Source organism: Providencia sp. PROV209, assembly GCF_028479485.1.
Taxonomy (GTDB): domain Bacteria; phylum Pseudomonadota; class Gammaproteobacteria; order Enterobacterales; family Enterobacteriaceae; genus Providencia; species Providencia alcalifaciens.
This window is the reverse complement of sequence record NZ_JAMPNR010000012.1, coordinates 275935-297828: the sequence shown is the minus strand read 5'-3', so window position 1 is coordinate 297828 and position 21894 is coordinate 275935. Positions and strand designations below refer to the sequence as shown.

Genomic DNA, 21894 nt, shown 5'->3' with positions numbered 1-21894 from the left:
GAAAGACACAATAGATCCTTAGCTAATCCCTGATAAGGATCTATTTTCGGTATTAACCCCTAAATTTAATTACATTCTCACTATCGAGCTTTCACGCACATCACATGGTATTCGCCATTAATTTTTTCTGTGCCTTCCGTTTCATGCTCGAAACCCGGAAATTCGCTATCCCACGCTTGTAAACTACGCAAATAGCCAATATGTGGACTGTCGGTTTCTCCAAAGCTTTCGCCCGATAACAACATTGGGATCCCCGGCGGGTAAGGAATAATCGAGTTCGCCGCAATACGTCCAGCCAGTTTGTCTAACGGTACGGCTTCAACACGATTAGCAACAATCTGTTGATACGCATCACGGGGGCTCATCATGACATTCGGTAACTCGGAGTAGGCTTGATTAAGCTGACTGCCAGGGTTATTACGTTGCAAATACGCAAACATTTTATTGCCCAAATCACGCAACCCCATATCACCATAAATATCAGGTGCGACTTCTACCACTTCCGGCAACACTTTTTTTAACTGAGTATTAGCATCATAATGGCGTTTAAAAGAGAGCAATGCATTGACCAATGTTCCCCACTTACCTTTGGTGATCCCCATAGAAAACAGAAACATAATTTGAAAATCTGTGGTGCGCGTTGGCACAATACCGTAGTGATTTAGCCATGCTGTGACCAAAGCTGCGGGTACACCAGAATCCAGTAATTTACCATCATCCCCCATACCCGGCGCCAGAATACTCACTTTTATAGGGTCAAGCATCGCCCAATCAGCAGGGATATTTTTGAATCCATGCCATGTATCTTCCGGATTCATCACCCAGCAGCTTTGCTCTTTCATCAAAAGCTCAACAGGCGCGAACTCAAAATCGTAACGTTCACCTGTTGCAGGGTCCTTCACGGTTTCCTGATTCCACGGCTTGAAAAACCACTCCCCATCATTTTGAAACTCTTTGTAGAGATAACCCAGTGATTGACGGAAGTCGATGGCTTCACGAATCACTTCGTCAGTTAATGAGCGCCCACTATTTCCATCCATCATATCCGCGGCAATGTCGTTAGAAGCACAGATAGCGTACAGTGGAGAGGTAGTTGCATGCATATGATACGCTTGGTTAAAGCGATTAAAATCAATGGCATTACGCCCATTTCTGACATGAATAAACGATGCTTGCGAAAGCGCATTCAGTAATTTATGGGTCGAGTGAGTCGCAAAAATCGTTGGATCGTCATCCTTACGTTCTTCATCACGCATCGCAAAATGGTCACGGTAAATGGGATTAAATCGGGCATAGCCATACCATGCCTCATCAAAATGAATCCTATCGAGAGATTTATCCAGTAAATTCTGGACTTTGCGTGCGTTGTAGCAAACGCCATCATAAGTACAGTTTGTCACTACGCTATAGGCAGGTTTTTTGCCCAGTTTATCCGCGGTGAACGGGTTGTTAGCGATTTTTTCTTGGATAGCTTCAGGAGACATTTCGGTTGGGTAAATTGGTCCAATAATGCCATAGCGGTTACGGCTTGGAACCATATAAACAGGTTTTGCTCCCGTCAAAATCAAACCTTGCTCGATGGATTTATGGCAGTTACGGTCAATAACCACGACATCCTCATCCGTCATGCATGCCTGCATAATTGTACGGTTCGAGCCTGATGTGCCCACCACCACAGAGTAAGACTGGTCTGCGCCAAAAATTCGTGCGGCATTTTTTTCGCATTCACCGAATGCGCCGGTGTGATCAAGAAGTGATCCCACGGCAACCCGCTCAATACCAATGTCCGTACGGAATAAGTTTTCACCAAAGAAATCATGATAAATACGCCCCGCTGGCGTTTTCGTAAAGCCGACTCCGCCTTGGTGCCCTGGCGCAGCCCATGAATGTTCATGCACATCACTGTATTTAATTAGGCTTTTCATTAATGGCGGGAGTAATTGAGCGCGGTAGCGAATAATTGCGGCGAGAACTCGCCCAGCAATAAAGTCGGCTGAGTCTTCTAAAATCCACGCAAACTCATCCACTTGCTCCATCATTTTTCGGTCAAAAGCCACTAAAGCTTCTTCACGATCACTCAAGAGAAAAACAGGCACATCTTCTTGACGACGATGAAGCTGGGTAATTAGTCGATGGGCTTGCGCTTGCTCTTCCTTATCAGACATATCTCGCCCATAAAGCAAGCAGTCAATACTGGTATTTGAGCGGATATAGGCAAGACCATCCTCGAAATCACGAATAATGACCGTTTCTACATGCTCGTCATTCAGTTCACTTGCCAGCCGTGCTACCGCATGGCTGATCACAGAATCTTCATCTGTTAGCTCGGTATAAACGATCAACGCCCTCATGGACTCTCCCTCAATTAATTATTTTAAGCGAAATAATATCTCCTTTAGTCTTAACGCAGATAAAGTTATTTTGCAAAGTTATCGAGGCATTAATCGTTATTCATCAAGTTTATTTATCATCACTTTTGCATTCATCACCAAGGCTTTCGCTTTATCTTCCCGTTTTTGTAGCAATGCCATGAACAACAAATCGGTAAGGGTATTTTGTGCCGTTCTTGAAGAGATAGAAGAGCTCCGCCATTCATTCTCTTCCGCCACGCTTTCCAACATATAATCCGACATTTGCGCTAGAGGAGAATCTTTCGAGCGCGTAATCGCAATAACACAAGCCCCATTTTGATGTCCAATATTGGCGGCAGTTAGCATATCTTTACGCTTTCCAGAAAAGGAAATGACAATTTGTACATCTTGTGGTGTTAACGTTAATGCCGCGGCAATTTGAACATGGTGATCAGGCTCCACCAGTGTCGTAATTCCAATCTTCTGGAGCTTATAGCTTAAATCTTTCGCGGTGAGACCTGAGCCTCCAATCCCGACAATTTGCACACGCTGCGCACTGTCTATGCGCTGAATGATTTTTTCAAACTTTTTAAAATCAAGGCGTTTAGTTGTTTCGGTGATGGAATAATTTTTCTCTAATGCCAGCTTCTGGGCGACCACCATCAAGCTATCCGTTTGAGTAATTCGGTTATGCAACGCACTATGGGGTTCTCCTATATCGAGCTGCTGGCGACCAATAATTTCACTCAATGCCAGTTTCAGCGCGGGATACCCCTTTACGCCTAACTTTTGACTAAACTTCACAATAGCGGATTGACTGATTCCAAGCTGTTCTGCCAATTGCGAAGAGGACAGTTTCAGCACTTTTTCAGGACTTTCTAAGATAAATTGCGCAATTTTACGTTGATTTTCCGCGAGTCGTGGTAATAGGTACGTGATGGTATCAAGTAACGTCATAATAGCCCTCAAGAAGGTAAACCTTTATCTACAGAATAAATTTACAAATAAATTATTCCTGTAATAAAGACTCAATGCTTGAAAATTAATTATTTAAATTCAAATAATTATTATTTTATCGCGTAATAAACAGCCAAGATTATTCGCTTATTTTGGCAAGAGAGAATAGATTGCACCGTGATAGCCATCACATCAAAGGAATAAATAATTCCATAGCATACCCCTCATGATACGTTTAAGGAGTTATTACTATGTCGATTGATTTAAGCAAGATGGTCACGGAAAGTCGCAATGAAGCCAGCACCCACATTGACCAATTGTCTACCCTTGAAATGCTTCAAGTGATTAACAATGAAGATAAAAAAGTCCCTTTGGCTGTGGAAAAAACCTTACCGCAAATTGCACAATTGGTCGATAAGGTTGCCGATGCCTTCCAACGTGGTGGTCGCTTAATCTATTCCGGTGCGGGCACATCAGGACGCTTAGGGATCCTCGATGCCAGTGAATGTCCTCCTACCTATGGAACCCCACATGAACAAGTGATTGGGCTGATTGCCGGTGGTCACCAAGCCATCTTTCGTGCCGTTGAAAATGCAGAAGACAAACCCGAACTCGGTGAACAGGATTTAAAAAATATCAATTTTAATCAAAACGATGTTCTCGTTGGGATCGCGGCGAGTGGGCGTACTCCCTATGTACTGGGTGCCATGAAATACGCTCGCGCCTTAGGTGCTACCGTCGCGGCGATTAGCTGTAACCCTGACAGCCCTGTCTCTCAAGCCGCCGACATTGCCATTACCCCTATTGTTGGCGCTGAAGTTGTCACAGGCTCTTCACGAATGAAAGCAGGAACGGCTCAAAAACTCATTCTAAATATGATCACCACCGGAGCGATGATCCGCATCGGCAAGGTGTTTGGTAACTTGATGGTCGATGTCGAAGCGACGAATGCCAAACTTATCGAACGCCAAACCAAGATTGTGATGGAGGCAACTGAATGTGACCGCCAGACCGCAGAATCTGCATTACAACAATGTGATAGACACTGTAAGACAGCGATTTTGATGATTTTATCGGGTTTAAATGCCGATGAAGCTCGTCAATTACTCGCTAAAAACCATGGCTTTATTCGCACTGCCCTCAACATCGCAAAATCCGTCTAATCAACGGATATTTATGAGAGAAACAGTATGGCTAAAATAACCAATGAAATGATACAGCAGATCCTGCAACACGTAGGTGGCGGTCGTAATATCAAGCAATGCGGCAACTGCATGACCCGCTTGCGACTCACATTACATGATGACCAATTCGTGGATAAAGCGGCAATCAAACAAATTGCAGGTGTACTTGGCGTGATTGAAAGTGATGACCAACTACAAGTTGTTCTTGGTCCTGGTAAAGCTCAAGCAGCCGCAGATCTAATGAAGCAGATGCTAGAGAGCGGCGAAGCCGATGAGCTTCACGATGCGTCGGCGACGCAAGATCTGAAAGAGATCGCCTCTGCGAATAAACAGCAACTTAAGAAGAAACAAACCAGTGCAGTCCATCGGTTTTTATCTAAGTTCGCGACCATTTTTACCCCATTAATTCCAGGCTTTATCGGCGCAGGTCTGTTAATGGGATTAGCGTCATTGCTAACATTATTGTCAGCAAACCAAAATTTATTCCCTGCGGATTCAACTCAGCTGGACCATCTAAAAAGCTTAATTGCCTATATGAGCGTGTTTGGTAAAGGTCTATTCACCTTTATGGGACTGCTAATCGGTTATAACGCACAAAAAGCCTTTGGCGGAAGTGGTGTGAACGGGGCGATTATCGCAGCACTGTTTATTTTAGGCTACGATCCGGCTGCCACTAAAGGCTTCTATTCTGGTATGACAGACTTCTTTGGTTGGTATATCGACCCTAGAGGTAACATTATCGGTATCCTGATTGCCTGTATTTTCGGTGCTTGGGTCGAAAAACAAGTTCGTACAATTATTCCTGCAAGCTTAGATATTATTTTAACCTCGACCATTACACTGCTCATCGTTGGGGCTGCTACCTTTGTTTTCATCATGCCTATCGGCGTATGGCTCTTCGAAGGAATGTCTTGGCTGTTCATGCACTTAAATGGTAACCCGATAGGAACCGCGGTATTAGCAGGCTTGTTCTTAATTGCGGTCATGTTCGGTGTCCACCAAGGTTTTATTCCTGTGTATGTGGCATTAGTCGAAGCCCAAGGCTTTAACTCACTATTTCCAATCTTAGCAATGGCTGGAGCGGGCCAAGTCGGCGCAGCATTAGCCTTGTATGTAAAAGCGAAAAAAGGCTCCGTGACGCGTAGCCAAATTGGTGGAGCGTTATTCCCAGGCTTCTTAGGAATCGGTGAACCATTGATCTATGGTGTCACGCTACCGCGAGTAAAACCGTTTGTGACAGCCTGTTTAGGTGGTGCTGCCGGTGGGTTCTTTATTGGTGCCGTAGCCTGGATGGGCTTACCTGTTGGTTTAAATACGGTGTTCGGACCTTCCGGATTAATTGCGATTCCACTGATGACCTCTGACCAAGGCGTGCTTCCAGCCATGGCTGTGTATGCTGGCGGTGTCTTAGTTTCGTATCTGTGTGGATTCATTTTCACCTACCTGTTTGGTAGTAAAAATGTCGATTTAGATTAGATGATGATTTGAATTGAACGATAAAAAAAGGCACTTAACGTGCCTTTTTTATTTATTGGAAATGGATTACTCCAGCCAAATTAATGGCACACAAGCGGCAGTTAATATCCCCATGACCAAATTGAAAATAAACCATGCACGTCGGCTACGTAAGAAGACACCAATCAAAGAACCAAATCCCATCCAGATCAAGCCTGCCGTTAAGTTTACCGCCACAAAAGCGATGCTCATCAAGATAATGGATTGAGTAAATAGCTCACCAGGCAGACTAAAACTGCCTACTGCGCCTAATCCCATCATCCACGCTTTCGGATTTAAGAACTGCAATAACCCGCCTTGGAACCACGTTACACTTTTAGAGGCTTTGCTATCTGTTTTCAACGGCTCATAGCTAGCAGTCGCTGTTTTCCATGCCAACCATAATAAATAAATGCTACCAACGATTTTCAGCACGATATGAATTGCTGGATATAATAGTAAGAGTGTAGCAACGCCGAATGCAGACAAATAAAGAATTGACTGCATTCCAAGCATTATTCCTAATAATAATCCGATACTACGACGGAATCCGTAGTTAGCGGCACAAGAGGTCAACAACATATTGTTAGGGCCAGGCGTGACTGCGGCAATGAATAAAAACGTAAAAAGCGAAAAAATTAGCCCCAGAGTCATTTATACTATGTTCCTCAACCTAAATATGTTTACTTGCATCACAGAAAAATAACAGTATGTTATGTGACTCTCAAGCGTTCCCACTAAATAAAAAATAAGGCCATGTCAGAAAATTTCCGCCCTATGAGTTGGGCAAAAAATCCACACCTCCAAACCTTATTACCAAGGATCTTTCGGCGTACCCCGAAAATTGTCCCCACATGGCAGCGATTAGAATTGCCTGATGGTGATTTTATCGATCTTGCATGGAGCGAAAACCCAGAACAAGCAAGTAAAAAGCCTCGTTTAGTGATTTTTCACGGATTGGAAGGAAATTTTAAAAGCCCTTATGCCCATGGGATGTTAGAAAGCGCCCAAAAGCAAGGGTGGCTAGGCGTAATTATGCATTTTAGAGGGTGTAGCGGAGAACCTAATCGCCAAAAACGTATTTATCATTCCGGTGAAACCAGCGATGCTCGCTATTTTTTACATTGGTTGAAACAAACCTGGGGGGATGCTCCAACTGCAGCAGTCGGTTACTCTCTTGGCGGTAATATGTTAGCCTGCTATTTAGCAGAGAATGGTGAGAATGCCGAATTGGATGCGGGTGTTGTTGTCTCTGCACCACTCATGCTAGAAGCCTGTTCCATCAAAATGGAAAAAGGTATTTCTCAACTATATCAGCGCTACCTACTTAACGGGTTAAAACGCAATGCAACGCGCAAGTTGGTACGCTACCCCGGCTCGCTTCCGCTTAATTTATTGCAACTTAAGCAGCTTAAACGTATTCGCGAATTTGATGATGTCATTACTGCGCGCATCCACGGCTTTGATGATGCGGCGGATTATTATCAAAAATGCAGTGCGCTACCTAAATTATCACAGATTACAAAACCCACACTGATAATCCACGCCAAAGATGACCCATTTATGGCGCCGGAAGTGGTACCAGATTTAAGCCATTTACCTGCAAATATTGAATACCAAATGACGGAACATGGTGGGCATGTTGGATTTGTCGGTGGCAGTTTTAGAAAGCCGCAAATGTGGTTGGAAACACGTATTCCGTTGTGGTTAACATCGTATTTGAATGAGCAAAAATCATGATTATTCCGTGGAAAGATCTCGCGCCTGAAACTCTAGAAAATCTCATCGAAAGTTATGTTTTACGCGAAGGCACCGATTATGGCACCCATGAGAAAAGCTTGCAGGATAAAGTGAATGACGTGAAACGGCAGTTAGTTTCTGGCGAAATTGTGCTAGTCTGGTCTGAGTTACATGAATCGGTAAATTTCATGCCTAATAACCAGTTTCGCCCGTAGCGCTGTTTCTCAAAAATAGTGGTCATGGCGTAAAACAGGGAGTCCACTATGTCAAAGAAGCATCCGATTATTGCAGTGACGGGTTCGAGTGGCGCAGGAACAACCTCAACGAGCCAAGCATTTCGTAAGATATTCCATCAATTAAATATCCGCCCTGCGACCCTTGAAGGGGATAGTTTTCATCGCTATACCCGCCCTGAAATGGATATGGCTATCCGTAAAGCCCGCGAACAAGGACGCCATATTAGTTATTTCGGTCCTGAAGCCAATGATTTTTCTCTACTTGAACAAACCTTAATTGACTACGCGACAACCGGTTATGGGCAGTCTCGTAAATACCTCCATACCTACGATGAAGCTGTGCCTTATGGGTTACAACCCGGTACTTTTACGCCGTGGGAGTCACTGCCATCCAATACCGACGTGTTATTCTATGAAGGGTTACATGGTGGTATTGTCACGCCAGAACACGATGTGGCACAACATGTTGACTTGCTGGTCGGCGTTGTACCTATCGTCAACCTTGAATGGATTCAAAAGCTTATTCGTGACACCACCGAACGGGGGCATTCTCGGGAAGCCGTGATGGATTCCGTAGTCCGTTCAATGGGAGATTATATTAACTATATTACGCCACAATTCTCCCGTACCCATATTAACTTCCAGCGCGTTCCGACGGTTGATACCTCGAACCCTTTTTCGGCAAAAGCGATTCCCTCACAGGACGAAAGTTTTATTGTGATTCGTTTCAGGGGATTAGAGCAGATTGATTTTCCCTATTTATTATCCATGCTAAATGGTTCGTTTATTTCAGCAATGAATACCATTGTGGTGCCGGGAGGGAAATTAGGTCTCGCAATGGAGCTGATTATGATGCCATTAGTGGAAAAACTCATGAAACAGCGTAATGGGTAGCTCAGCATTATAATTAAATAGATTAATGATAAGATGCTTATCGATAATAAAGATAAGCATCTGAATATAAACACGATTATACGTTTTTAATTTCGAAGCTATGAGTCACATTCACCGTTTTTTCTAACATGATTGCGACGGAGCAATATTTTTCCGCCGAAAGTTGGACGGCGCGTTCAACGACTTTGTCTGTTAATTCACGACCAGTGACAATAAAATGTAAATTGATATCAGTGAAGTAGCGAGGCGCTTCTTCGCGGCGCTGTGACGTTAATTTCACCTCACAATCAAGAATATCCTGACGACCTTTTTGAATGATGGAAACAACGTCAATCGCACTACATCCACCCGCCGCCATTAAAACCATCTCCATTGGGCTGGGCGCTTTATCCCCTGCATTACCATCCATCATAATTTGGTGACCTGATGCTGACTCACCTAAAAAAGAGAGTCCTTCTACCCACTTTACGCGTGCTTCCATTTTTATTCCTCTCAAAAAATAGTGATGTTTATCGCCTCATTGTTCCATATATCTAGACAATGTTATATCAGCATTATTAGGCTGAAGCGATACAGGGAAGACATTCGACATTGGATATGATACAAACAATGCTTAGTTGATAGGATTAAGATCAAAACTCAACGTTTCAATTGATTATATTATACAATTGATATTAATTTGCATTGGTCCATAGCAGCATTAATAATAGGCATCAATGTGACTTAATATGCTAAGCTAGACACTTTAAAGTCAGCCTTTCCCTACTTTTCGAAAGGTTGCAATAACATACAGAGGATAACGCTAATGGTTCTCGGCAAGCCACAAACAGACCCTACTCTTGAATGGTTTTTGTCACACTGCCATATTCATAAGTATCCATCCAAGAGCACTCTGATCCATCAGGGTGAAAAAGCAGAAACCCTTTACTACATTGTTAAAGGTTCAGTGGCTGTTTTAATCAAAGATGAAGAAGGCAAAGAAATGATTCTCTCTTATTTAAATCAGGGAGACTTCATTGGCGAACTTGGGTTATTTGAAGAAGGACAGGAACGTACTGCATGGGTTCGCGCAAAAGTTGCTTGCGAAGTCGCTGAAATTTCCTATAAGAAATTCCGTCAGCTGATTCAAGTCAACCCAGATATCCTGATGCGTCTTTCTGCGCAAATGGCGAATCGCTTGCAAACCACTTCCGAAAAAGTAGGTAACCTTGCATTCTTAGACGTTACTGGTCGTATTGCTCAAACATTGTTAAATTTAGCAAAACAACCTGATGCGATGACTCACCCTGATGGCATGCAAATTAAAATTACCCGTCAGGAAATTGGTCAAATCGTCGGTTGTTCCCGTGAAACAGTGGGTCGTATTTTAAAAATGCTGGAAGACCAAAATTTAATCTCCGCGCATGGTAAAACAATTGTTGTCTACGGCACACGATAATTTATTTTGATAGAGCATTTCCGCTCTGCCTCTTATAAAAACAGCCATATAGTTTAATATATTGGCTGTTTTTATTTCAAATAATGAAAACCAGCGTTTTTTTATATTATTACCATCCATCATTTGCATAGAATACTAATAATGAGTCTATTATTTATTAGGAGTTTTTATGCTAAATTCATCACTTTTCATTCATAAATCGCAGCTTGAACCGAGAAATACTTTCTTAAATACACCTCATGAAATGAGCTTTACTAGTAATATAAATTCAGTCAGTCAATCAGAAAAATCGGTTCCCAATAAAGTGAAAAGCTTTATTGAAATGTCATTTGAGGAACGTCAGGAGAAGCTCAATGTTGCCCAAAAAATTGCAGAACAAGTTAACAAACCTCAATTACCTAAATTGCCTAAATTAATCCCAAAATTAAGCTATACATTAAAAGCTGATATTTTACCAAGTAGTATCATCTCTCAACCTAAGACTGAACCCGCTAAACCGCTAGAGAGAGAAAAAACCCAATTAGCGATTAACCAAACACAACCCAAGCCTGTCATCAAACCCAAGCCCATAATAAAACCATCTGTATTCGTTAATGAATCTCCAAAAAAAATGATTTTCCCTAAACTCATATTAGCAAAGAAAGTCTACATTCCTATTATAGGTCAAGATATTAACATTGATTCAATCAGTTACACTAAAAGCCATGCATTTTTTAAAAAAATGCAATTTTCAGATCCATTAATTAGCCCAACAAAACAAACCCAGCCAATCGGAAAAAATATCGTATCGAAATTAAGAATAAATTTTGAAAACAAATAGTCTAGCCGCATTTTAAATCATTACACAGATCCAATGATTTTATGCCACACTTTTGCCTAACCGCTATTTGTTAGGCCTTTTTTATCAATTAGTTAATTATCTAAAGTCGTTTTTTTATATTGCAAGTACATATTACTGAATAAACTAGCCTCATTTTTACATTATCAAGGTGAGGTATCATATGCCCATGTCATTCCCAAAAATTCGATGTGACACCAGTTCCGCACTCAAACTCTATATCCAAAAAACCAACCAAGGTTCATTAAGTTCTGAGACTAAAATTTCATTAATTGCCAATCAAATTGCTAAAATAAAAAGTCGTCATGATTTTTTTAATTTAAAAAATCATGAAACAGAATTAAAAGACCAAAACACCACTCACGATTTTATTATGACCACAATGGATGATGCATCATGGGATGATGAGTCATTTGAATCCTGTGAAAAGTTGCCTGCTTGGAAACAAGAAATTTATGATGATTTTGCATCAAATAAATTTAAAAAATGGGATAAACAAACTAAACCATTAATCCATAATCATTACGATGGCACGGTATTTGCTCAATATTTTAATGCTAAAGAAGAACAGCATGAAGATAGCCTCCCCCCCACGCAAGCACCTTCTGACACAGCTACACCACAAATATCCCAGCCTTCAGCTACGGCATTATCTCGAAAATTAAAAACAGTGAAACAAGAAAAGAAACAGATTAATACAACAGTAAAACCAACGGTATTCCGTACAGATGGCACTCCGGTGAGCGCAAAACAACAATTAGCATCCAGTGACCGACTATCTAAGCATAAATCGTCGAATTTAACGCTGGTAAACTTAACAAAAAATAGTCAGAAAGAACACGTTACCCGACATACACCAAAATCGACGATCAAACCTGTTCGTAATGTGATATCAAAAACAACACACACCAGAATGAATTCAGCCAGTGAAAAAACTCGAGCTTCAACATCATTCAATCCGATATTAGAAGAGAGAAATGTTCCAAATGAATTTTCTTATAAAAAACAGGAAAGCCCGGCTATACAGGAGACAAAATCTACGCCCCAAACGATAAAAACGAAGAAAATTAATGGCAATTTGATCGGACTTTACACATCAGGAAGTACAGTCAAGTCGACAACTGACATGACGAAAAATAGGAGCACTGAAAATCAGTCAATAAAGAAAAATATCTCGTCGAAAAAAACCTTCAACTCTCGATTAGAACAAGAAAAATCAATTAATCGATTACAAAATCATCGAACTCAACAACCCATAATGTCGCAGTTACAAGATGGATTTGTTATGAATATCAACAAAGAAATGGTAAGAAATGCACAGCAAATAAAAGCATTGAAGACCGATATTGCCGTGAAAAAACAGAACGCAGAAATTATCAAACAAAGAATAGCAGCCCGAAAATAAGTCTAAAGCTCAAAGAGGTATCACTCTCTTTGAGCTTTGAGTTAATTATTCAGCCAATAGCTTTTCTATTGCTGCCGTCAGTTTCGCCATCCCACTGTTAATCTCTTCCTCAGAAATAATCAGTGATGGTGTGAAGCGCAACACGTTGGCTCCTGCACTGAGCATCATCAACCCTTCTGCTGCACTGGCTTGTAACACATCTTTCGAGCGATTCAGTAATTTACCTTTGAGCTCTGCACCAATTAATAAGCCCATTCCACGAATTTCAGCAAAAATTCCATGTTGGTCATTTAGCTTATTTAGGTGTGCGGTAAATAACTCACGGCGTTTTGCAACACCATCAAGCACTTCATCTGTATTGATAATATCGAATGCTGCATTACCGACTGCACATGCTAGTGGGTTTCCACCGTATGTCGTACCGTGAGAACCTACTTCCATCGTTTGTGCAATATCTTCAGTGGTGATCATCGCACTGATTGGAAAGCCGCCACCGAGCGCTTTGGCAGTGGTTAAAATATCAGGTGTCACATCGTAATGCATATAAGAGAATAGCTTCCCTGTACGCCCCATACCGCTTTGTACTTCATCAAAAATAAGCAATGCATTATTTTCATCGCAAAGTTGACGTACTCCTTGCAGGAATTCTAGAGTTGCAGGTGTCACCCCACCTTCTCCTTGAACGGGTTCCAGCACGACTGCACACGTGTTTTCATCGATAACCGCTTTGACGGCATCAAGGTCATTGAAAGGCACATGAATAATATCTGCAGGCTTTGGGCCAAAACCATCTGCATATTTTGCTTGCCCACCAACTGACACCGTAAATAATGTTCTGCCATGGAAAGCTTGCTTAAATGCAATGATCTTCGTTTTATATGGGCTATATTTGGTGATGGCATATCGACGCGCTAGCTTAAATGCGGCTTCATTTGCTTCAGAACCTGAATTAACAAAAAACGCGCGGTCTGCAAACGTTGCTTTCGTTAATTTTTGAGCCAGTTTTAGCGCCTGTTCATTCGTAAAAACATTACTCACGTGCCACAGTTTTTCGCTTTGGTCACGCACGGCCGCAACTAGACTCGGATGACAATGACCTAGCGCTAAAACCGCAATCCCGCCTGCAAAATCAATATATTCTTTACCTTGCTGATCCCAAACGCGGCTCCCTTCGCCTTTAACTGGAATAAATTCAGCTGGCGAAAAAATAGGTAGCATAACCTGATCGAAAGTTTGCCGATTGACTGCTTGTTGTTCTGACATACCCCTCACCTGCTCTTTATCGAATGCTTAAGTGAAAATATAAGCATCAAATATGAATAAAAAATCAATAAAGAGCAAGAGGAAAGGGTAAAATATGCATAATTAATTTTGCTAGCCGGAAAATATAGTGACTAGTATTTGAGGAAGTTACTCAACAGCTCATGACCTTGTTCGCTGAGAATACTTTCGGGATGGAATTGAACCCCTTCTATTGGCAGGGTTTTGTGGCGGATCCCCATAATTTCATCAATATCCCCGTTATTCAATGACCAAGCAGAAACATCAAAAGAAGCAGGAAGTGTTTCAGCCGCAATCACAAGAGAATGGTAGCGGGTCACAGTTAAAGGTCGGTTAAGCCCTTTAAATACCCCCTGATGGTTATGATGGATAGACGAAGTTTTGCCGTGCATCACTTCACGCGCCTTTACAACAGATGCGCCAAATGCTTGACCAATCGCTTGATGACCTAAGCAAATACCCAAAATAGGTACTTTGCCCGCAAAATATTTTATCGCTTCCAGAGAAATCCCCGCCTCATCTGGCGTACAAGGACCGGGTGAAATGACCAAATGGGTTGGAGCCAATTGTTCAATTTCTTCAATGGTAATTTCGTCATTACGTTTCACCAGCACTTCAGCCCCTAGTTCGCAAAAGTATTGGTATAAGTTGTATGTAAATGAATCGTAATTATCAATAAGTAAAAGCATAGTAGCCTATCCGACTGATTTTTATCATTATAAGTTTTTTGTTTATGCATAATTTATAGCGGTTAGCAATCAGAGCGCCACCCAAAATCCATAAATTTACACAAAGGGCGGCTATCATAGCACAGCCAAGACAGGAAAATAGCCTATTTAAGTCAAGTAATCTATTTTCAATATAAAAATTTCCATATAAAAATCATGGAATTATATTCACAGAGATATAACAATTTCATAATTGGACAAGAAATGCTTTAAATACAATAAAGTAAAATCACAACGGTCAGATGGGTAAAATCAGAAGATACGGTTAACCCACGAAAAAATCATGCATTCGCAAGCTAGGAAATAAGAAAAAATGCAAAGAAAGGGTTTTTAAACGAAATAAAGAGGATGATTAACGAAAACCATCCTCTTCATGAGAAAGATATTAAGGCTTTTTAATCACTTCAGCAGAAATAATCGTGATTGGTTCAACAGGAACATTTTGGTATGGTCCGACATTCTCTGTTTTGACTTTCGAAATTTTATCCGCGACATCCATTCCTTTAACCACTTTGCCAAATACGGCATAGCCAAAATCACGCTGTCCGTGATCTAAGAATGCGTTATCAGCAACATTAATAAAGAATTGGCTTGTTGCACTGTCTTTATTTGCACTACGCGCCATCGCAATGGTTCCACGTAAATTACGTAACCCATTATCAGCTTCGTTAGCAATTGGTGCACGAGTTTGTTTTTGCTGCAATTCTTTATTAAAACCGCCGCCTTGGATCATAAAGCCGGGAATCACACGGTGGAAAGTGGTGCCGTTGTAATAACCTTCATTAACATATTGCAGGAAGTTTTCAGTACTAACAGGGGCTTTTTTACTATTTAGCTCTAATTCAATATTACCTGCTGACGTCACTAATTTAACGTAAGTTTCACCAGCTGCTAATGCAAGAGAAGTTGTGCTCATCGCACAGACTGCCAATAATGGCACAAAAATTCGTTTCAACATTCAAGATCCCTTTTGTTAATACCCAAAAACATATTAATGCCCAATTCTAGAGCGAAGCGGGGGTAATTGCTAAAGATTTACCTATATTTACGCCGAATAGTTAAATTTCGCTAAATATAATTAATTGTAGGACATTTAAATGAGAAAGCTTTCGCATAATGTCATTCTCAAATAGATATAGCATCAAATATCCCCCTTTTGTTGTTTGTATGCTATTCAGTCGCTATAATCCCCCAGCCTTTTGAGGCTACTCAGGGAGAACCACCAATGGCAATTAAAAACCACAACTATCACATGACAAAATTTGTCATCAGTGCCCCCGATATCCGTCATCTGCCAAAAGATACGGGCATTGAGGTGGCGTTTGCTGGCCGATCTAACGCGGGCAAATCCAGTGCATTAAATGCATTAACACAGCAAAAAAGCTTAGCGCGTACCAGTAAAACACCGGGAAGAACTCAGCTTATCAACCTATTTGAAGTTGAAGAGGGCATTCGCCTAGTTGACCTCCCGGGCTACGGTTATGCCGAAGTGCCTGAAGACATGAAGCGCAAATGGCAGCAAGCTCTCGGTGAATATTTACAAAAAAGAGAATGTATCAAAGGGTTAGTAATTTTGATGGATATCCGTCATCCACTGAAAGACCTTGATATGCAAATGATCGAATGGTCAGTTGCGATGAACATTCCCGTCCTCGTTCTACTCACCAAAGCTGACAAACTGGCTTCTGGCGCGAGAAAGAAACAATTAATGGAAGTTCGCCAAGCATTAGCACCTCTTGAAGCTGAAGGCGATATTGAAGTGGAATATTTCTCGGCACTGAAAAAGATAGGTATTGATAAGTTACGTATCAAACTCGATAGCTGGTACAGTACTTCCGCAGAATAATCTTTTCGTTCCTTGTACGCCAATCGCGGCGTACAACGGTCTATGCCGTTAGCGCATCAGAATTTATGCAAAAAAAATGCTCCAGTCAAAAACTTGACTGGAGCAGCTAATATTCAGCTAAATCCGATTACGTGAAGTAAAAGGTCTGAAAGATAGAACATCTTACCTCTGTACCCTACGCCTGATAATGTACTTTATTTTTCGCTCGAAAAAAAGGCTTTTTGTAGTTTTTTTTCAAAGCTTACTACGATTCAGCTCCGAGAATCGTCTAAAAACTCGCATAAAACGTATTTTTACTACATATTTATGAGATCTAAGTCGCATAATTATCCCTTACGTCATTTCACTGATAGTTTTAAAATTCAGTGTTTTACCGACGAATTAACTGCAATTTAAAGAGAATAAAATGGCGGAAAGATTAACGCATGTTCCACTGATAAAAAAACACCCCAAACATTGTCTCCAACCTTTGGGGTGCCTTACATTATCTTTTGCTTTTAAAACCCAGACTAACCAATATTCTGAATAGCCCACCGTTTTATTAAACGTTTTTCTATTTTTATTTATTTCCCAATCAATACTCTAAATAGTTCGCGGCTGTAGGTAGGCGGCAAACGAGGATATTCCTAGGAGCATACACAAGTATGTGACTAGGGTGGCCGAGTGCAGCCACCATCCCTACAGCCCGGAATATGACGAGTAAACGAGTATTAGTGGGCTTCGTCCCAGTTTGAACCCACCCCCACCTCTACTTTGAGGGGAACATCCAACGTCATACTCTGTTCCATCAACTCCTGCACTTTTGCTTGTACTTTTTCTAGCTCGGATTCTTTGACTTCAAAAACCAATTCATCGTGTACTTGCATTAGCATGTCCGCACTTGGTTTTTCTGTTTCAAGCCAATTATCCACGGCTATCATCGCCTTTTTGATAATATCGGCTGCGGTACCTTGCATTGGTGCATTGATTGCTTCTCGCTCTGCCGCTTTACGACGCATACCGTTGCTCGACTTGATGTCTGCGAGATACAATCTACGCCCTTCTAATGTCTCGACATAGCCTTGTTCTGATGCTTGCAAACGCGTATTTTCCATATAACGCAATACGCCCGGGTAACGCTCAAAATAGAGATCCATATAACGCTGTGCTTCTCCGCGAGGGATCCCTAACTGACGCGCCAGTCCAAATGCGCTCATACCATAAATCAAGCCAAAGTTAATCGCTTTTGCACTACGACGTTGGTCGCTGGTCACTTCCTCTAATGGAACACCGAAGACCTCCGCAGCTGTTGCTCTATGAATATCTTTCCCTTGCGCAAAAGCGGTCAGTAAGCCTTTATCTTGGGAAAGATGCGCCATGATACGCAATTCAATTTGTGAATAGTCCGCAGCCATGACCTTATAACCATCACGAGCCACAAACGCTTGGCGGATACGACGACCTTCTTCGGTACGCACTGGAATGTTTTGTAAGTTCGGGTCACGTGAAGATAAACGTCCCGTCGCAGTCACAGCTTGATGATAGGACGTATGCACACGCTGCGTTCTTGGGTTAATCATTAGTGGCAGTTTATCGGTATAAGTCGATTTGAGTTTCGCTAAGCTACGGTGTTCTAACAATAATTTTGGTAGTGCATGGTTTAAGGCTAGCTCTTCGAGCACTTCTTCATTGGTTGAAGCTGCGCCACTTGGCGTTTTCTTAATAACAGGCAATTGCAGCTTTTCGAACAAAATCGTCTGTAGCTGTTTTGGCGATGCCAAATTAAACTCTTCACCTGCCAAGTCGAATGCTTGTTTTTCCAATTCAGCTAAACGCGCCGTAATGACTTGAGATTGAGCCGTCAATACAGCGGCATCAATCAGAACACCTTTACGCTCCATCCGCACCAGCACAGGGACGAGTGGCATCTCAATATTCTGGAAAACATGGGCTAATTTTGGTTCAGACTCCAGTTGAGGATATAACGCTTGATGTAATAGCAACGTCACATCAGCATCTTCGGCAGCATAATTCGCCGCTTGCTCTAATGGAATTTGATTAAAGGTTAATTGCTTTTTACCTTTACCCGCAATCTCTTCAAAACTCACGGTTTTGTGGTTGAGATGACGATCGGCGAGGCTGTCCATATCATGGCGTCCCATACCCGCCACACTGTTCAACACATACGATTCCAGCATCGTATCAAACGCGATGCCTTTTAGTTCAATATCGTAATTTAGCAGGACTTCGGCATCATATTTTAAATTTTGACCGATTTTGCCAATCTTCTCATTCTCCAAGATAGGCTTCATAACTGCGATCACCTCGTCCAACGATAGCTGGGCAGGGGCATCAAGATAATCGTGCCCGACAGGTAAATACGCCGCGCGACCTGCTTCGATAGCAAAAGACATTCCCACTAAGCGAGCTTCTTGAGTATCTAAGCTGTCGGTTTCAGTATCAAAGGCAAACAGCGTCGATTCGCTCAGTTTTTTTACCCAACGGTCTAACTGTGCTTTGTCTAAAATCGTTTCATAATTTTCAGCACTCAGCGTCGGTACTGCTGGCTTAGCTTTTGCTGCTGGCTGGCTTTCTGGAGCACGATAACTTTCAGCGACTTTTGCAGATTTTGCACCTTTGCCGTCCATCCAAGTCCCATTTTCAACATCTGCTAGCCAACGTTTGAATTCATAACGGCTAAATAATGCATGCAGTTTATCCGCATCGAGCTCCGCAACTTTTAACTCTTCGCAAGGCTTATCAAGTTCAACATCGGTTTTGATAGTGGCTAACTGGTAGGATAAAAACGCTAATTCGCGGTTATCTTCCATTTTAGGCGCAAGGGTTTTAGAACCACGGAAACCTAATGGAGCAATAGCCTCTAAATTTTTATAGATATCTTCTAAGCTACCAATACCTTGTAACAACGCGAGTGCGGTTTTTTCGCCAACGCCTGGGACACCCGGAATATTATCCGATGAATCACCCATTAGCGCGAGGAAGTCGATAATTAAACTTGGTGGAACGCCGTATTTTGCTTCCACTTCTTCAGGTCCTAAAATGGTGTTGGTCATAGTATTAATTAGCGTGATATTTGGCTCGACTAATTGCGCCATATCTTTATCACCTGTACTGATTAACACCGGCATACCCTTGCTGCTCGCTTCACGCGCTAACGTACCAATCACGTCATCTGCTTCCACTCCGGGGATCACCAACAGAGGAAGTCCCATCGCAGCAACCATTTCATGTAATGGCTCAATTTGCGCGCGTAAATCATCTGGCATTGGCGGACGATGGGATTTGTAGCTTTCAAACAATTCATCACGGAACGTTTTTCCCTTGGCATCAAAGACAACAGCCACATGATTTGGGGTGTATTGCATGATTAGGCTACGTAGCATATTCAACACGCCATACATCGCTCCGGTTGGTTCACCAGCGCTGTTGGTCAATGGAGGGAATGCATGATAAGCACGGTACAGGTAGGAAGAGCCATCTACCAAAATAAGGGGATTTTCAGCAATCTGAGCCATAATCTGTCATCATCTTGTTTATCGGGAATGAATGGGGAATAGGATGCCACATTGTGGCTTCAGATACACCTTGAGATTCAAATTCCCACACAGTTATCGTTTTTTATGCTGGCGAATATCCTGTGGATAACTTTGTGAGTAAAATTTGGTTATCTAACGGATTCAATAAGTAAGAGAATTGCAACAAGAAAACAAGAAAATAAAATCAATGAGTTAGCGACTAGAGGTTTGATGTATCACAAATCAGGGGCGATGGTCGAATTGTGGATATTGATAACGGACAATCCGTAAATAAAAAGATAGCGGCAAGTTACCGCTATCTTCTTGGATTATTTTTTATTGACTAAGAAGTTCACAACTTTTGAGTACTCTTTAGCATAGTCATCTGCGTTATCCACAGAAATACCATTATTACGGATTTGGTACTTACCATCGACGAATAACGCTGGCACGCCGCGCAGTTTTAAATCTTGCGCTGCATTTTGCTGTTTCGCGACTAACGATTTCACAACAAAGCTATTCAGTGCTGCATCATATTCTTCACCAGTCACACCCGCTTTAATAAACGCATTACGGATATCTGCTGGGGTATTGATAGTTTGCGTTTTTTGAACGCCTTCAAACAGAATTGGGGTCACTTTATCTTCGACTTTCAGCACCATCGCGACTGCCCATGCTTGAGTCAGCTGAGCACCTAAAGGACCTAAGAAATCAACATGATAACGAGCTTTAGTCACGCCTTCTGGCAGGTTTTTCTCAACGGTCTGTGGTACTTTATATATGCTTTCAAACTGATAACAGTGTGGACAATAAAATGAGAAAAACTCTAGTACTTGCGGTAAATCCTGTACCGGAGGTTTAACATCAGAGTACTCTTTACCTTCTGAATAATTTGCTGCTGCGGCACCAAAAGACATGGCAATACCAATCAAAGCCAACATGATTTTTTTCATAGAAAACATTCTCCAAAAACACAGTCTTAAATATTAAAATTGCGGGTTCAATTGCAAAGGAACTTCCAACAATCGTTCGGTTTGCTGTGCAAACTCAATTGATTGTTTTTGCCAAAAATCAGCAGATTGGATCCATGGGAATGCTTTCGGAAAAGCAGGATCTTGCCAGCGACGAAGGATCCATCCTAAGTAATGCACCATTCGCATCGCACGTAGCGGTTCAATCAGCTTTAACTCACGTACATCAAAATCGCAAAACTCGTTATACGCTTCTAATAACGTATCCAGTTGAATAATTTGCTCTTGGCGTGAGCCATTGAGCAACATCCATAAATCTTGTACCGCAGGACCATTGCGAGCATCATCAAAATCCACCAGCCAAGCTTCATCCCGCCACAAAATATTACCGGGATGACAATCTCCTTGTAGGCGGATAAACGATTGCTGAGCAGGCCACAGCATTTTAACTTGAGCAATCAACTTATCTAACGAATCAATTAATGGTGTTTTATCACGCTCTCTAATTAATGAACTCGTAGCAATAATATTTCTAGGCTGATCGAGATATTCATCCACACCGATAGTCGGACGAAATGCAAAATTTCGTTGTTTGCCTATCTGATGGACACGACCTAATAAATGCCCTACCCCTTCAAGTTGAAATAAGTTATCTGTTTCATATTGGCGCCCTCCGATGCTCGGAAAGACTGCAAACATAAATCCACCAAACTCTAAAACAGTCTGCCCTGCAAATTCTAACGGTGCTGCGACTGATAGACCTTCATCTTGCAGCTCAAGGGTAAAATCATGCTCTTCTTGAATTTGAGATCGGTTCCAACGCTCAGGTCGATAAAACTTCACCACATAGCGCTGGCGATTTTCATCCTGAAATTGGTAAACACGATTCTCGTAGCTATTTAGCTCAGTGAGCCCTGATTCGGGATAAATACCCGCTTCCATCAACGCATCAAGGATCACATCAGGGGAGATTCCACTAAAGTTAAAGCTCGAATGTTCTGTTAAATCCATATCCA

Annotated in this window: 20 protein-coding genes; 9 read left to right on the top strand and 11 right to left on the bottom strand. The window is 41.8% G+C overall.

The genetic code is table 11. The features are described from left to right. Positions 1–80: 80 nt before the first annotated feature. On the bottom strand, positions 81–2351 hold the full coding sequence (adiA, locus tag PR795_RS09755; protein ID WP_181480512.1) for an arginine decarboxylase: 2271 nt from the start codon (positions 2349–2351) through the stop codon (positions 81–83). A 96-nt stretch (positions 2352–2447) separates the two neighbouring features. After that, positions 2448–3308 carry a MurR/RpiR family transcriptional regulator gene (locus PR795_RS09750; RefSeq protein ID WP_181480511.1) on the bottom strand — a complete coding sequence of 287 codons (861 nt, stop codon included), beginning with the start codon at positions 3306–3308 and terminating at the stop codon, positions 2448–2450. Between the two features lie 251 nt (positions 3309–3559). Here PR795_RS09750 and murQ point away from each other — a divergent pair, with 251 nt between their 5' ends. Together murQ and murP are read left to right on the top strand one after the other, a co-directional pair. Beyond that, complete coding sequence (gene murQ / locus PR795_RS09745) at positions 3560–4471, top strand: N-acetylmuramic acid 6-phosphate etherase (RefSeq protein WP_006659542.1); 912 nt, start codon at positions 3560–3562, stop codon at positions 4469–4471. 27 nt (positions 4472–4498) lie between these two features. Next, a complete protein-coding gene (murP, locus tag PR795_RS09740) occupies positions 4499–5968 on the top strand; it encodes a PTS N-acetylmuramic acid transporter subunit IIBC (protein WP_181480510.1) in 1470 nt (489 codons plus the stop codon). A gap of 66 nt (positions 5969–6034) precedes the next feature. Here the strand turns inward: murP and PR795_RS09735 are convergent, their stop codons facing one another. Further along, positions 6035–6640, bottom strand: a complete 606-nt coding sequence (locus tag PR795_RS09735) for a LysE family translocator (RefSeq protein ID WP_181480509.1) — start codon at positions 6638–6640, stop codon at positions 6035–6037. 102 nt (positions 6641–6742) lie between these two features. On the opposite strand from PR795_RS09735, the gene PR795_RS09730 reads away from it, so the two are divergent. From PR795_RS09730 to PR795_RS09720, 3 genes are read left to right on the top strand one after another with little or no spacing between them, the layout of a single operon-like run. Beyond that, positions 6743–7726, top strand: coding sequence for a hydrolase (locus tag PR795_RS09730; protein ID WP_006663029.1), 984 nt, complete (start codon positions 6743–6745; stop codon positions 7724–7726). Beyond that, a complete protein-coding gene (locus PR795_RS09725) occupies positions 7723–7941 on the top strand; it encodes a YheU family protein (protein WP_006659547.1) in 219 nt (72 codons plus the stop codon). The genes PR795_RS09730 and PR795_RS09725 overlap by 4 nt, the downstream gene beginning before the upstream one ends. A 48-nt stretch (positions 7942–7989) precedes the next feature. Further along, on the top strand, positions 7990–8856 hold the full coding sequence (locus PR795_RS09720) for a phosphoribulokinase (RefSeq protein WP_036966542.1): 867 nt from the start codon (positions 7990–7992) through the stop codon (positions 8854–8856). A 76-nt stretch (positions 8857–8932) separates the two neighbouring features. Here PR795_RS09720 and PR795_RS09715 read toward each other — a convergent pair whose 3' ends face one another. Then, a complete protein-coding gene (locus PR795_RS09715) occupies positions 8933–9337 on the bottom strand; it encodes an OsmC family protein (protein ID WP_006663031.1) in 405 nt (134 codons plus the stop codon). A 324-nt stretch (positions 9338–9661) separates the two neighbouring features. Here PR795_RS09715 and crp point away from each other — a divergent pair, with 324 nt between their 5' ends. The 3 genes from crp (at position 9662) to PR795_RS09700 (ending at position 12537) form a co-directional block, all read left to right on the top strand. After that, positions 9662–10294, top strand: a complete 633-nt coding sequence (gene crp, locus PR795_RS09710; RefSeq protein WP_006659550.1) for a cAMP-activated global transcriptional regulator CRP — start codon at positions 9662–9664, stop codon at positions 10292–10294. A 169-nt stretch (positions 10295–10463) separates the two neighbouring features. Continuing rightward, the gene (locus tag PR795_RS09705) at positions 10464–11114 is read left to right on the top strand and encodes a hypothetical protein (protein ID WP_181480508.1); all 651 of its coding nucleotides are present in this window, start codon (positions 10464–10466) and stop codon (positions 11112–11114) included. Positions 11115–11301: 187 nt separating this feature from the next. After that, positions 11302–12537: a hypothetical protein gene (locus PR795_RS09700; protein WP_232373758.1), complete on the top strand. Its 1236-nt coding sequence runs from the start codon at positions 11302–11304 to the stop codon at positions 12535–12537. Positions 12538–12582: 45 nt separating this feature from the next. Here the strand turns inward: PR795_RS09700 and PR795_RS09695 are convergent, their stop codons facing one another. The 3 genes from PR795_RS09695 to ppiA all read right to left on the bottom strand — a co-directional run bounded on the left by PR795_RS09695 (position 12583) and on the right by ppiA (position 15504). Next, complete coding sequence (locus tag PR795_RS09695) at positions 12583–13800, bottom strand: aspartate aminotransferase family protein (protein WP_181480506.1); 1218 nt, start codon at positions 13798–13800, stop codon at positions 12583–12585. 131 nt (positions 13801–13931) lie between these two features. Further along, on the bottom strand, positions 13932–14507 hold the full coding sequence (locus PR795_RS09690) for an aminodeoxychorismate synthase component II (protein WP_006659554.1): 576 nt from the start codon (positions 14505–14507) through the stop codon (positions 13932–13934). Between the two features lie 424 nt (positions 14508–14931). After that, complete coding sequence (ppiA, locus tag PR795_RS09685; protein ID WP_006659555.1) at positions 14932–15504, bottom strand: peptidylprolyl isomerase A; 573 nt, start codon at positions 15502–15504, stop codon at positions 14932–14934. A 267-nt stretch (positions 15505–15771) separates the two neighbouring features. On the opposite strand from ppiA, the gene yihA reads away from it, so the two are divergent. Further along, a complete protein-coding gene (yihA, locus tag PR795_RS09680) occupies positions 15772–16392 on the top strand; it encodes a ribosome biogenesis GTP-binding protein YihA/YsxC (RefSeq protein WP_006659556.1) in 621 nt (206 codons plus the stop codon). Between the two features lie 113 nt (positions 16393–16505). On the opposite strand, the gene PR795_RS18130 is transcribed toward yihA, so the two are convergent. The 4 genes from PR795_RS18130 to PR795_RS09665 form a co-directional block, all read right to left on the bottom strand. Continuing rightward, positions 16506–16553: a hypothetical protein gene (locus PR795_RS18130; RefSeq protein WP_438361642.1), complete on the bottom strand. Its 48-nt coding sequence runs from the start codon at positions 16551–16553 to the stop codon at positions 16506–16508. Positions 16554–17102: 549 nt separating this feature from the next. Beyond that, on the bottom strand, positions 17103–19907 hold the full coding sequence (polA, locus tag PR795_RS09675; protein WP_181480505.1) for a DNA polymerase I: 2805 nt from the start codon (positions 19905–19907) through the stop codon (positions 17103–17105). Between the two features lie 329 nt (positions 19908–20236). Then, positions 20237–20860: a thiol:disulfide interchange protein DsbA gene (dsbA, locus tag PR795_RS09670; RefSeq protein WP_006663036.1), complete on the bottom strand. Its 624-nt coding sequence runs from the start codon at positions 20858–20860 to the stop codon at positions 20237–20239. Positions 20861–20893: 33 nt separating this feature from the next. Beyond that, complete coding sequence (locus PR795_RS09665; protein WP_036966595.1) at positions 20894–21889, bottom strand: serine/threonine protein kinase; 996 nt, start codon at positions 21887–21889, stop codon at positions 20894–20896. Positions 21890–21894 lie beyond the last annotated feature (5 nt).

Excerpts from the sequence above, each read along its gene's own strand:
- adiA (WP_181480512.1), bottom strand. The coding sequence starts at position 2,351 with ATGAGGGCGTTGATCGTTTATACCGAGCTAACAGATGAAGATTCTGTG.
- PR795_RS09750 (WP_181480511.1), bottom strand. The coding sequence starts at position 3,308 with ATGACGTTACTTGATACCATCACGTACCTATTACCACGACTCGCGGAA.
- murQ (WP_006659542.1), top strand. The coding sequence starts at position 3,560 with ATGTCGATTGATTTAAGCAAGATGGTCACGGAAAGTCGCAATGAAGCC.
- murP (WP_181480510.1), top strand. The coding sequence starts at position 4,499 with ATGGCTAAAATAACCAATGAAATGATACAGCAGATCCTGCAACACGTA.
- PR795_RS09735 (WP_181480509.1), bottom strand. The coding sequence starts at position 6,640 with ATGACTCTGGGGCTAATTTTTTCGCTTTTTACGTTTTTATTCATTGCC.
- PR795_RS09730 (WP_006663029.1), top strand. The coding sequence starts at position 6,743 with ATGTCAGAAAATTTCCGCCCTATGAGTTGGGCAAAAAATCCACACCTC.
- PR795_RS09725 (WP_006659547.1), top strand. The coding sequence starts at position 7,723 with ATGATTATTCCGTGGAAAGATCTCGCGCCTGAAACTCTAGAAAATCTC.
- PR795_RS09720 (WP_036966542.1), top strand. The coding sequence starts at position 7,990 with ATGTCAAAGAAGCATCCGATTATTGCAGTGACGGGTTCGAGTGGCGCA.
- PR795_RS09715 (WP_006663031.1), bottom strand. The coding sequence starts at position 9,337 with ATGGAAGCACGCGTAAAGTGGGTAGAAGGACTCTCTTTTTTAGGTGAG.
- crp (WP_006659550.1), top strand. The coding sequence starts at position 9,662 with ATGGTTCTCGGCAAGCCACAAACAGACCCTACTCTTGAATGGTTTTTG.
- PR795_RS09705 (WP_181480508.1), top strand. The coding sequence starts at position 10,464 with ATGCTAAATTCATCACTTTTCATTCATAAATCGCAGCTTGAACCGAGA.
- PR795_RS09700 (WP_232373758.1), top strand. The coding sequence starts at position 11,302 with ATGTCATTCCCAAAAATTCGATGTGACACCAGTTCCGCACTCAAACTC.
- PR795_RS09695 (WP_181480506.1), bottom strand. The coding sequence starts at position 13,800 with ATGTCAGAACAACAAGCAGTCAATCGGCAAACTTTCGATCAGGTTATG.
- PR795_RS09690 (WP_006659554.1), bottom strand. The coding sequence starts at position 14,507 with ATGCTTTTACTTATTGATAATTACGATTCATTTACATACAACTTATAC.
- ppiA (WP_006659555.1), bottom strand. The coding sequence starts at position 15,504 with ATGTTGAAACGAATTTTTGTGCCATTATTGGCAGTCTGTGCGATGAGC.
- yihA (WP_006659556.1), top strand. The coding sequence starts at position 15,772 with ATGGCAATTAAAAACCACAACTATCACATGACAAAATTTGTCATCAGT.
- polA (WP_181480505.1), bottom strand. The coding sequence starts at position 19,907 with ATGGCTCAGATTGCTGAAAATCCCCTTATTTTGGTAGATGGCTCTTCC.
- dsbA (WP_006663036.1), bottom strand. The coding sequence starts at position 20,860 with ATGAAAAAAATCATGTTGGCTTTGATTGGTATTGCCATGTCTTTTGGT.
- PR795_RS09665 (WP_036966595.1), bottom strand. The coding sequence starts at position 21,889 with ATGGATTTAACAGAACATTCGAGCTTTAACTTTAGTGGAATCTCCCCT.